9 protein-coding genes are annotated in these 11,848 nt (G+C 63.2%); 2 read left to right on the top strand and 7 right to left on the bottom strand.

All coding sequences use genetic code 11. The features are described from left to right. The first annotated feature begins 5 nt into the window (after positions 1–5). Complete coding sequence (locus tag ACFWP5_RS25150) at positions 6–782, top strand: hypothetical protein (protein WP_384160688.1); 777 nt, start codon at positions 6–8, stop codon at positions 780–782. A 68-nt stretch (positions 783–850) separates the two neighbouring features. Here ACFWP5_RS25150 and ACFWP5_RS25145 read toward each other — a convergent pair whose 3' ends face one another. Further along, a complete protein-coding gene (locus ACFWP5_RS25145) occupies positions 851–1,375 on the bottom strand; it encodes a helix-turn-helix domain-containing protein (RefSeq protein ID WP_384160685.1) in 525 nt (174 codons plus the stop codon). Positions 1,376–1,616: 241 nt separating this feature from the next. Beyond that, complete coding sequence (locus ACFWP5_RS25140) at positions 1,617–3,377, bottom strand: DUF262 domain-containing protein (RefSeq protein WP_384160682.1); 1,761 nt, start codon at positions 3,375–3,377, stop codon at positions 1,617–1,619. 216 nt (positions 3,378–3,593) lie between these two features. Between ACFWP5_RS25140 and ACFWP5_RS25135 the strand changes: the two genes are divergently transcribed. Next, complete coding sequence (locus ACFWP5_RS25135) at positions 3,594–4,529, top strand: hypothetical protein (RefSeq protein ID WP_384160679.1); 936 nt, start codon at positions 3,594–3,596, stop codon at positions 4,527–4,529. A 156-nt stretch (positions 4,530–4,685) separates the two neighbouring features. On the opposite strand, the gene ACFWP5_RS25130 is transcribed toward ACFWP5_RS25135, so the two are convergent. From ACFWP5_RS25130 to ACFWP5_RS25110, 5 genes are all read right to left on the bottom strand, one after another. Further along, positions 4,686–6,458 (bottom strand): ABC-three component system protein, encoded by a 1,773-nt coding sequence (locus ACFWP5_RS25130; protein WP_384160676.1) that lies wholly within the window; start codon positions 6,456–6,458, stop codon positions 4,686–4,688. Continuing rightward, complete coding sequence (locus tag ACFWP5_RS25125) at positions 6,436–6,702, bottom strand: ABC-three component system middle component 6 (RefSeq protein ID WP_384160673.1); 267 nt, start codon at positions 6,700–6,702, stop codon at positions 6,436–6,438. Before ACFWP5_RS25125 ends, ACFWP5_RS25130 begins: the two co-directional genes overlap by 23 nt. Further along, positions 6,699–7,646 (bottom strand): ABC-three component system protein, encoded by a 948-nt coding sequence (locus tag ACFWP5_RS25120; RefSeq protein WP_384160670.1) that lies wholly within the window; start codon positions 7,644–7,646, stop codon positions 6,699–6,701. Before ACFWP5_RS25120 ends, ACFWP5_RS25125 begins: the two co-directional genes overlap by 4 nt. A gap of 95 nt (positions 7,647–7,741) precedes the next feature. Further along, complete coding sequence (locus tag ACFWP5_RS25115) at positions 7,742–8,503, bottom strand: M48 family metallopeptidase (protein WP_384160668.1); 762 nt, start codon at positions 8,501–8,503, stop codon at positions 7,742–7,744. A 1-nt stretch (position 8,504) separates the two neighbouring features. Further along, the gene (locus tag ACFWP5_RS25110) at positions 8,505–11,834 is read right to left on the bottom strand and encodes a type I restriction endonuclease subunit R (protein WP_384160665.1); all 3,330 of its coding nucleotides are present in this window, start codon (positions 11,832–11,834) and stop codon (positions 8,505–8,507) included. Between the last annotated feature and the right edge of the window lie 14 nt (positions 11,835–11,848).

Here is an 11,848-nt window from a genome sequence, read left to right as displayed (position 1 = left end):
GGACTATGAAGGTGTCTGAGAAGGGGTCAGAGGATATCTCCTACCTGGCCCCGCTCTTCAATGCGGCGGCAGCGTATCGGGCCGAAGACCATTTCATGCTGTTGCCCAAGCCCGCGGCTCGCAGCAGCCTGGCAGCGGACGACCGACCGTTGAAGTCGTGGAGCGCCGCCAAGTTCGTCCGTTCCTCCTTCACGGCCGGCCTGATACATGTCGAGGCCCTGACCAAGCTGGTGGTCGTCGCGAAGCAGATCGATCCGTACAGCCCGTGGACCCTGCTGCGCGGTGCCCAGGAGAACTTCGCCACGGCCGTGTGGCTGCTGGACGGTAAGGACCGAGCCGAGCGCCAGCACCGCGCGCTCACCTTGTGGGCCGAAGACTTTCGCAACCGCGCCCAGCATGAAGCCGATGTGCAGCACGTCGTCACGGGTCCCAAGGAGAAAACCGGCTGGCAACGTCATGAGGAGATCAAGCAGCTCGCTGACAACCTGGGTCTCCCCAAGTTGCCCAGGCCGAGCGCTGGAGACATCATCTTCGCTGCGGCCTCGGCTGCAGGGCTCAATCCCGAGCGAACCCGAGCATCGTGGCGGGTAGCCTCCGGCTTCGCCCACGGCCGCATCTGGCCCAACCTTCGCGCTTCCGAACCCCGCAGCGCCGCCCCCACAGCCGACGGCTACCTGATCGGCTTCGTGGTAGACGACGCACAGCTTGAAGCCCTGGCCAAGGCGTGCCTGAAGCTCCTGGAACACGCCGCTCGGCGGTACGAAGCCCGCAATACACCGTAGGGCAGCACTATTTCGCCCAGGTAGATGCGCTGCCGTTCGTTCAACAACTCCCAGGTCTTCAGTGCGGCTTACGAGGGATCCTGCTGCCGCTTGCCCGGGATCTGCGGCGCCGGCTCACCTGTAGGTGTGCACATCCAGGCGTCCATGACCATACGCACGGGCACGCCGTAGACCTTCGCGAGAGGAGCGAGCAACCTGCCGGTCGTCTGAACGTCCTTCCACCTCCCGCCACGCACCTCGCGACCGCTCTCCAGAGCCGCCACCTTGACTGCGGACACGCACAGCTCACGTCCGGCGGATGATGCTCGCAGCAGCTCGGCGACTCGGTCGAGGGGCAGTCCAGCGGCATAGCGAAGATCGATCAACGTCTCCGCACCGCGCTGAGCTCCGGTGAGCGCTCCAGAGTCGCACCCCAAAGCCTTAGCCAGCTGGTCCAACCGGGCCGGAGTGGGCGAGTGCCTTCCCTCCTCGTAGAAGAAGATCATCCTCTCCAACACCCCAGCCCGAGCCGCCAGCTCCGCTCGTGTCAGCCCCAACTCGTCGCGCCGGGCCGCCAGGCGGCTCGGCGCGATTCTGCGAAGGGGCGCGGGCATAACTCCATAAGAGCCAGGCTGAAGACTTCATTGCAACCGTGCCTCTGTTGTCGGCCCTACCGCCGGCACGGATCAACACTGACACCGGCGAGCCGTCCCCTGAACGGTGCGCGCCGCCTGACCGCTCCGTCATCCTTGGGTCTGCACAGTCTCCGGAGGTAAACGGTGCAGCTTCACCGCAGGAACCGCACTCTGACGGCATCTCTGTGACACCAGCCTCGCTCCACCCCTGATCGAATGATCATTCTCCGAGCGCATCAGTCGACGCGACACTTTCGCCGAGCACCGAGAGGAGCCGCTCCCTCATCCGAAGTCTGCGCCCCTCGTAGAAGTCGAGGAACCCGACGGGCTCGCTGGGGAGGAGGTCGAGGTCGTTGCGAGTGACGTACTCCTCTCGGGTCTGCACGGTCGGGAAATGCGGCCCGCCAAGCCACTCCCATGGCCAGGCATCGCTTTTCTCGACATTCGGCGTGCCGGCGAGTAGCTGGAGGTTGGGCAGGCCGTTGGCCCTGACGAGGTATTCCTCGATCTTCTCGGCGGGTATCCCCATCCGGGTCAAGGCACTCCGCCTGAACCGGGAACGCGGGAAGATGTGGTCCTCGTGGACGTCCTGACTGAGATTCAGGCCCGGGTACAGCAACGCCAGCACGGCGAAGGTACGAGCCTTGGAGTACTGCAGGTCGAGGAGTTCCTCGACCTCCTCGGGCCCGAACTGCAAGGACTTGCCGCGCGCGGCCATCGCTGACTCGATGTCAGCTGCAGGGAAGCCGTCACTGGGCGGAGATTGGCGGATGACGGTGCAGATGCGGTTGAGCAGTGTGTCCAGTCCGGAGCCCCACACCCCGCGTTTGAGGAGACTGCGGAAGACCCACGATCGGACGGCTTCACGGTCCTTGGAGTGTGCACTTGAGACGATGTAGGCGTCGTCGTGGCCGTGTGAGTGCAGGTAGTAGGCAAGTGGGATAACGACGCTGTCTGCGGTCAGCGTGCGCTCGGAGAGACCGAAGGTGGCCAGGAGCCTGGCGGAACGCAAGAGGCTGGCGCGCATTTGAGGCCACGCCTTCTCCAGTCGCTCCATGTTGGCTTGGGTGAAGTTCGATATCTTGAAGCGGAAGTCGGGCGCTTCGGTCAATACCAGGCCCGCTTTTAGTACCAGGTCCTTACTGAAGGCGAACGGGCGTCCCTGCTCCTGGTTGAGTTCGGTGACCAGTGACCGAATTTCTTCTCGGGCATCCAATTCGCGCCATTGATTGGTGGCCATGGACAGCAACAGGTCAGAGTTCGAGAGTTTGGTGCCGCCGCTGTTGACCCTGACGAAGATGTCCAGCACTCGATCAGCGTCCGTCGATTCCTCGAGATACGCATTGATGGCTGTCTTCGTCCGGACCCCCTCGTACAAGTTGTACAAGGTGTTGAAAGGCTGAGAGCCGGACAGTCTGTGCTGTTCGAGCGCCGCCATCATCGCTGGCCCGCTGTTCTCCAGTTGGAGTATATCGGCAACCTTGAACCAGGGACATTGGCCGTCCAGCTCGGACTCCGCCTCCTGCTCGGTCAGGAACTGGAGGTCGTAGGTGAGGCCGAGTTCCTCGTCTCCAGTTCTGCTGAGCAGGTTCAGATACAAGCGCTTGCGCGGATAGGCATCAGGGTTGGCGGCCCACTTACGTGGCAGGCGTTCCGCGTAGCTACCGTAGAGGCCGATATTGAGCGAGGTGAACCGCTGCTGGCCGTCGAGCACGGCTGTCACGTTCCGGCCTGCCGAGATCTGGGCAACCCGCGCATAGGGGTTCTTCTCATGATAGTCAGCGAGAAAGTCGTAGAAGGTGAACTGGGCTGCCTGTTCTGGGACGACGTTCCAGAGCAGGAACGACCCAACCGGATAGCCGCGCATCAGACTGTCGAACAGCACACATATCTGGTCAGAGCCCCAGACGAATTCGCGCTGGATCGCCGGTAGCACCCATGACCGGATATGGATGTTCTTGAGCGCCTCGGCGACAGTCATGGGCGGCAGAAAACCCACAGTTCCCACCAATCATCGAAAATGAGGATGCGTCAGAAACGACGTGTCAAGCGTACCGGCTGCGGCGTGCACACGGAGAGCTGATGCTCCCTCGCCGATGCCCTGGTCCGGAGCAGAGACGCCTCATCCTTCCGGCCGGAATAGTGCAGTACCGCCACCGATTGATCCTCCTGTAGTGATCGCAGGAGGGGGACGCTGGTGACCGACCTGAAGCTGTTCCGGCTGGATGCCGATGACCGGGACGTCGAGCTGCGGGGTTCGACGGTGGCGCTGGAGGTGGAGCTTCAGCGTCGGATCGAGGCGGGGATGGAGACGATGCTCGGCATCCGTTTCCTAGCGTCCGAGTACCCGACAGGGCCCTGGCATCGGGGCCGGATCGACACGCTCGGGCTCGACGAGAACAACACGCCCGTCGTGATCGAATTCAAGAAGGGGGCGGACGCCGGGGTGCTGTCCCAGTCGGTCTCCTACCTGGCCTGGCTGGACTCGGCACACCACGAGTTCGAGGCGCTGGTCAAGGAGAAGCTGGGCATCAAGGCCGCTGAGTCGATCGACTGGCAGAACCCGCGAATGGTCTGCATCGCGGCCAGCTTCTCGCACCACGACCGGGTCGCGGTTCAGCACCTGCACGAGCGCATCGACCTGGTGCGCTACCGCATCTTCGACGGCGGGTTGCTGGGCCTGCTGTTGGTCGAGTCCGCACCGGGTTCTCCCCATCCCGCTCTGGCTCGGCATCAGCGACGGAAGAAGAAGACGCCCGGTGCTGGCGGAGGACACGGGAAGCCGTCGATACCGGTGGCCCCGGGCGTCGTTCCGGCTTGCCTACAGGACCTGTATGCCGAATTGGACGAGTCCCTCACCGCCTGGGGTGAAGTCGAGGTGGCTCCGCTTCTGCACTACATCGCCTACCGGCGGATGGTGAACCTTGCCGAGGTGATCTTCCGCCCGAAGCACGAGGTGATCGTGGTCTACCTCAGAGTCGACCCGGACACGATCGAGCTGGAGGAGGACTTCTCCCGCGATATGCGCGGGATCGGCCACCTCGGAACGGGCGATCTGGAGGTGCGCATCTCCTCGGCGGCCGACTTGGAGAAGGCCGGCCCGCTGATCCGGCGAGCGCTCGAGCCGGCCTAAGGCGTAGGCCAGCGCGCGGCGGCGTTCCAGGTCGGAGGTCTCCGGTGCGCCTCGCTTCGCATCCTAGGATTCTTGGGACGCAACCACAGCATCGAGAGACACGGAGCACCGCACGGACAGTTCAATGGGATCTGACCCCGAAGTGTCCGGGCTTTCCTATCGTTCGAACCGGAATCCGAAGAGCCCGCCCTCGTCGTAAGCATCTGTCAGCAGTGGCTCGATGATGTAGGGCGCCGGATCGAATCCGAGACTACGGGTCTGGGTGAGCTTGTCTTCGTTGATGGTGACGATGTACTGCATACCTTCTGCCTCGGTGATGTCCACCGCCGCCTCGAGCGCTCTCGTCACCTGACGGTCATCGACTCCGTCGAAGATGTGGCTGTCATGTACCAGGAAGTCAGGGGCGCGACCCTCACGATGACCGATTACGGCCATCGTGAGGTCGAAGCAGAAGATCGACATCTTGTTGATGCCCTGGCTGACGTCGCTGCTGATCTTCGGGGTGATCTTCAGACTGCTCTTCCCGGCCTCAACCGAGAGGTAGGCCGGCCGATCGTTGCCGTACAGCCTGCTAGCAAGTTCGTGAAACAGAACGGTCGCCTGGCCGATCTGCTGTTGCCTCTCCTGTAGATCAGTGTCGACCTCCCGAACGAGGTCGATGCGCGTCGCCTCAATCTCCCGGCTGCTCGCCTCCACCGTCTGGGCGACATCCAACCGGTGCTGCAGCGCCCCTAGCTTCGCCTCTTCCTGCGCCAGGATCTTCTGCAGCGCCGTAAGACGGTCGAGCGCCCCACCTTCACTGAGGTCCTTCAGGACAGCACTCAGCTCTGTGTCGAGTCGGGCTCGCTCAGCTTTCCGGACCTCGAGATTGCGTCGGGTCGCCTCGATCTCCTCACCGAGGTACGTACGCCGGTTTTTTACCACCGCTGTGTGGAAAGCTCGTACGTCCTCGAACCGCCGTAGAGCTTGCCCGGGCAGCATGAGGCCCAGCTCGCCGTAAACCTGCTCCAGGTACTGCACCTCGGGATCAACAGCCTCGGCCACCGCCTTTTCGAGGTGGTCGAGATTCCGCCGGTCGATCACATCCTGCGTACCAAGATCTTGGATCCGCCGACTCAGCTCGTCGGCGCGCTCCTTGAGCTCCTCATACTGGGGAACGACGCGGAATGCACTGATCTCTCTCTGGAGTTCAACGATCTTCGAGTCTCGAACGGCGATCTCACCACGAAGATCAGCGGTCTTGCCGATCACCTTGCCCCAGACGGGGTCGTCCACGGCCTTCTTCAGCTGGTCTCGGGTGGCCTTCTTCGCCGCGATGTCCTGGTACCGGGCGGCAAGGGCGGAATCGAGGCCGAGCAGGTAGGCCAGATTCGGCGTCGCCTTCGCCTCTGACTGGCGCGAGAAGCTGCGCACCGCTTCATTGAAGCCATGGTCGCCAACGCGGCGGATGAGGAAGGAGAGCAGCGCTCGACCGCTGACTCCAGGGTGCTCCCCGGTGAGACCGAAGAGCCCCTTCTCGATCAGTGCCTGCCACTCGGCCAGAGGGATCTTCTGCCCCTCGTCGGCTCCAAACAGAGACCGGTTGGATGAACCGCTCAACTCTGGTTGATCCAGGAGCGGCGGACGCAGCGTGACGTGCTTGACGTCAGTGCCAGACCGGCTGACGCTCAGCTCCTGGCTCAGGCCGGGCCAGTCCAGGCCGAGTGTGAAGGTCGTCTGACGCAGCTCTTTGCGGGCCGCCAGATGCTTGTTGTCCGCTCGTGCGCCCAGCAAGAAGTGCAGTAGCTCGATCATGCTCGACTTGCCTGAGCCGTTCCGGCTGTCGGTTGATCGAGAGACTGCGGTGGCCTCGGCCACTACGAGGTTGAGGCCCGACTGAAAAGTGACCGTCTTGAACCGCTCATTGTCAGCGCTGAGTCGGCGCAGCATGGGCGGCCTTTCTGGTGAGGAGGTCGTCTCTCATGTCAACGAGATCAAGGGCGTGCAGTAGGTCCAAGGCCAGAACGAACCAGCCAAAGGAGAGGGGCGCCGGATGATCGTGTCCTCGCCGCCAATCGCGGAGACGGGCCCATGCCTGGCTGACGGTCAGGGGGCGGTCCAGCTGCATGATGATCTGGGCGCCGACAGCCAATAGCGCGCGGTCGGGGGCGATTCCCTTGGTTGGGGTGATCATGCTGCGCCTCCGTCCGCTATGTGCATCGGTCTCCAGCCCGGTGGGGGGACTTCGAAGATGTCACATTCGTCGAAGAAGTATGCGAGGACAGCCTTTGCAGCTTCATCACGGTCCCACCGCGGAGCCTCCTGGCCCAGCACGAAGCGCTGCATCTGCCAGAGGATCTCGTCCGTGTCGTCGCCATACTCGTGCCGCATCCGGCCGTAGTACGCCTGGAATCCGGCAGCTGTCTCATCCCGCTCCATCTGGTCGAGCAGCTCGCGGTAGTACTGGTCGACGAGATAGACGTAGGGCCGACCGGCCTGGAGCACCGCCCGAGCCTGCTCCGAGAGGCCGTTGAAGTCGACCTTGTATGTGGTGGGCAACGGAACGGAGGCGTCGGGAACACGCTGGCGCGCCTCGGAAAGGTGCTTCAGCAGGGGCTCTATCTCGGCCAGCCCGATGCTGTAGACGACCTGCTCCACCGGGATCGTCTCCCCGAGCAGGTTCTCCATCTGTAAGCGATCGAGATACATCGCTTCGTTCCAGAGCTTCTGGGGTCCCATCTGCTGGAAGGCGATGGGAGGGAACCTCTGACCAGCCTCCATGAGCAGCCCCGATATGACGGGGTGGATGCCTCCACGCTGGTCGTTGTGGACGAAGACGAAGGTGTCGAACTGCTCCGGGCGCTGGATGATGGCGCTCTCTACGTCGCCGTGGAACTTGCTCTTGACGGAGAACACGTCAAAGCTCTCTGGCGCGTAGCAGGCGTACAGGGTCCGGCTTGAGGTTCGCAGGCCGTCACCGCCAAGGTCACCGATGTTGCCGGCGGTTCGAATCGGAACATAGTCGCCGTGGCGTAGCTCCATCAGGAGATGGAAGAGCTTCTCGAACTCGTTGCCCGAGCTGCCCGCGACCATCATCCGGAACTTGCTGTGCGCGTACTGCCTCTGGTGCGGGAGCACCGGCGCCTCCCCTGTGCTGTTCTCTCTCCACGCACAGTAACGGCTTACCGGCTCACTGAGTAGCCCGTTTCCCAGACAACTCATGGCTGAGCAGCCTACTTTGAGGAACTCACAGGTTCCGGGAGCCACAGGAGCGCGCCAAACTGATCTAGCTGGTCTCTCCTCTCGCGATAGTCCGGGAGGGCCCGGCCTACGAGGCTCCAGAACTCTGGGGAGTGGTCACGCTTGTGCAGGTGGGCTAGCTCGTGCACCAAGACGTAGTCGATCAACTTCGCGGGAAGTTGCATCGCGGCCCAGTGGATGTTGACCCCGCCTTCTCGATTGCAGGAGCCCCACCGGTAGCCGAGTCGGCGTACTGAGATGTTCTGGAATGGCGCGCGCATCCGTTGAGCCCATGGCTCAGCGCGGGCCGGCAACCAGACGTTCCCCCGACGGCGGTACCAAGTGATGAGGTCGTCCTGGGCGTGATCCAGACAGTCTCGCCGCAGGAGGAGCCGTCCACGCACCAATCCAACGGGCACAGGAGTCTCATCCACGATCTTCAGCCGGTAGCTACGGCCGAGGTAGTGGAAGCCCTCTCCCGTGACGAATTCCTTGTCCGGCCGAAGCGCTGCTTCCTCTGTGCGTTCGTCGAGCTTGTCGTAGATCCATCGTCGCCGACTTCGCACGACCGCGATCAGCCGAGCAGTGTCCAGTCCAGCCGGGACAGTCACGGTGATTCGTGCGTCGCGCTCCACCGTCAGCTTCACACCACTACGGTCCGGTACGACAACGACATCAATCTCCAAGCGGCCGACCTGCAACCGGCCCGAATGAACTGGACCCAGCTGCTCCTCCGCCACCACGACCGCGGCCACTTCAGCTACTCCTCTGGAGGGAATAGCGGTGGTGGCCAAGGATGTCGAGCAAGCTGTCGGCGAGGTGGTCGACCTGCGAGGGGTCCGCCACTCCGAGATCGATCAAGAGGCGGAAGACGGCCGCACGCAGGTCCCCCTGGGCCACAGGGTTGGACCAGAAATTCTTCTTGCGCACGTGTTTCACCGCCTCATCTTCGATCTTCTCCGCCACAAGGACGAGACGGTCGTGAACCTCCTGGGCCAGGACGCCGTCAGTGATCGTCTCGGACACCATCTCACCGTAAAGAGCCCGCTCCAGGGGCGACAGCGCCGCCAGCCTCTGATCCCCGTGGTCGCCGCTGCCTTCATGGACAGCGATGACCTTGCTGGTCAAGCCCTTGAAGAGCAACACCTGCTGGTCCCACTGATCGGCGTAATCCCGCAGGATCTCTTCCAACCGTTCCCGCAGCTTGGTGTACTCGGCGGGGTCCTCCCCAAGGTGCACCTCGATATGACGCCGGATGGCGTGCTCCATCGTAGATGCCTGCGCCTTTGCACCAGGCAGATCGTCGACCTTGTCCCGAAAGTCCCCCGCGGTGAGTTGCCTCGGCGGTATCACCTGCTTCACGCCCAGCGCGGCGATGTGCTGGTCGATGAGTTCGCGAACCTTCTCGCCGTAGAGGGAAGCGTCGAAGTCGCCGCTGTCCTGGTAGCGATCTCGCGCCCAGGTGCTGATTTCTGAGTACAGCCGAACGTCGGCGAGGTAGTCCTTGGCCTCCTGCCGGGGCATCACGGTCTCGACGGTGATGAGGAACTTCCGCAGCGCGCTGTCGAACTGGCTGCGCAGTTCGTCATCAGCCAGGAGCTGCACACACTCCTCAATCGTCTCCTTGTCGCCGACCGGGGTAACGCCGCGCTCGCTGAACAGCATCCGCAGACGGTTGCGTCGTGGTTCCAACCTGGCGATCTCCGCGCCGAAGTCGGTGGGCGCGCCTTCAGCGTCCTCAGCGGCATAAGCGTCCATGGCCGCCTGGAGATGCTTGGAGATACCCGCATAGTCCACGACGAATCCGGCAGCCTTGCCGTCAGCCGTGCGGTTGACCCGCGCGATGGCCTGCAGCAGATCCGCTTCCTTGATCCGCCGGTCCAGGTACATCACCTGCTCGATCGGAGCATCGAAGCCGGTCAGCAGCATGGTGCGAACAATCAGGAACGCGACGGGCTTCTCCCCGTGGGCCGACTCGTCGGGGAATGCCTTGAGGAACCGTTCGACGACGTCCTCGTGCCCCTTCGCATCGGTCCACTGGGCCATGTCCTCGTCTTGATTGTGGTCCCCTGAAATGACCGGTACGAAGTCAATGGCCCTGAGTAGCTCCAACTGCCGGCGCGCGGCAACAGTGATCGCCTGCTTTGCAGTGAGCCGCTCGGCAGGCTTTTCCAAGACCACTGACGACAGTCTCTCGGCCTCGGCGACCAACTCGTCGCGGGCATGCAGCAGCGCGTCCCGGTACCGTACGGCGACCTTCCGGGAGTGGGCGACGACCTGGCCCTTGAAGCCATTCGGCATCACGCTGGAGACGTAGTGAGCCAGCATGTCCCGGGCCTTCTTCAGGATCAGGCTGTCGGCGCTGAGTACGTCACTGGTCGTGGCGTACCGCTGCTGGAGCTTGTCGTACTCCTCCTCCGTCAGTTCGGGAAAGTACGAGGCAAAGGCGTCATCAAGATCCTCGGCGTCTGTTATGGCGGCCTTAGCGATTCGGCCCTCGTAGACGATCGGAACGATCGCCCCGTCCTCCTCAGCGTCGGCGAGCCGATACTGATCGATGAACGTGCCAAAGATGTCCGCAGTGCGGTTCTTCGCCCGCATGATGATCGGCGTTCCGGTGAAGCCGATCCGGACAGCGTTCGGCAGAGACGCCATCAGGTTCTGGTGCAGCTTGGAGCCGTGAGAGCGGTGGGCCTCATCCACCAGGATCAAGACCGACTCTCCGTCATTGAGTTCGCCCCAGCCGACGGCCCGGTCGTGGGTGAGGGCATCCGCTGCAGCGGCCTGTTTCGACCTGGCGGCATCCACCTGCTTCTGCAGCATCACGAAGGCCAGGCCAGCGCCCTTCTTACGCAGCGCGGCCGGCACACCGGTTGAACGCTTCACGACGTCGGGCTTCTCGCCAGTGAGTACCGCTGTCTTCGACAACTGGGTCTGCAGTTGGGTCCGGTCCGTGACCAGCACGATCTTGAACTGGCTCAACCCCGGCGTCGACCTCATCTTGCGCACCAAGAACACCATGGTCAGCGACTTGCCAGAGCCCTGAGTGTGCCAGACGATCCCGCCCCGCCGGTCGTCCTTGCCATCCTGTCGCTTGGTCTTGCCGGTCAGCAGGCGCTCCACGGCACGGTTGACAGCACGGTACTGCTGATAGCGGGGGGCGATCTTGACCCGCCGAGTGCCGCCCTCGTCGGTGGCGACGTCCATGAAGACTACGAAGTTCTTCACGACGTCGAGTAGTTGGGCAGGTCGCAGTACACCAGCAGCGAGGATCTCCTGTGCCCACAGGGCGTCTTTACTCTTGCTGAGTTCGGCAGCAAGATCAGCCTTGGACAGGGGATACGGATCGCGCCAGACGGCGTAGTGATCGGCATGCGAGGTGTACGTGCCGAGCATGGCCTTGTCACCCGTGGTCGCCACAGTGAGCTGGACAGTCCGGAAGAGCGGCTCGCTGCCCTCGCCGTGCGTCTTGGCCCCGCGCTGGTTTGCGTAGCGGCGCAGCTGGTCGATCGCCGGGGAGAGGGAGCCACCGTGCATGGCAGGTTTCTTGCACTCGATGACAACCAGCGGGATGCCATTGACGAACAGCACCAGGTCCGGGACGACGGACTTCTGCCCCGACGTCCCCGGGACGTCCATACGGAACTGTGAGATGACGAGGAAGTCGTTCCGCTCCGGGTGCGCCCAGTCGATGTACTGCACCCGCTGGTCACGGCCACTATCCCAGGCAGGCAATCCATCGACGGTGAGGCCCATCAAAAGGAGGTCGGTGGAGTCAGTGTTGGCTTCCAGCAGGGTGGTTGAGGAGAGCCGCGTTAAGGCATTGACTGCCTGCGCAATGCGTGTCTCGTCCAGCCACTCGTTGCCGTCGACGTCGACGTTCAGCTCACGAAGCTTGCGTCGCAGGAGCCGCTCAAGAACCGGCTCCGCGAAGGAGCCCCGGAGAGATGCCCCAGGGTCCCTCGGTTCCGCTGCGCCGGGTGTGCCTCCCCGCTCGTGCCGCCACCCCATCGCCTCGAGCTGCGCGATGAGCGGCTCCTCGACGAGCAGGTACTCCAGCCCCGACTCCGACACGATGTTCTCCATCTCCCCCGGCGCGT

Origin of the sequence: Streptomyces sp. NPDC058469 (genome assembly GCF_042721125.1) — a bacterium.
GTDB lineage: Bacteria > Actinomycetota > Actinomycetes > Streptomycetales > Streptomycetaceae > Streptomyces.
The sequence above is the reverse complement of the archived record's forward strand: the minus strand, read 5'-3'. Positions and strand labels throughout refer to the sequence as shown.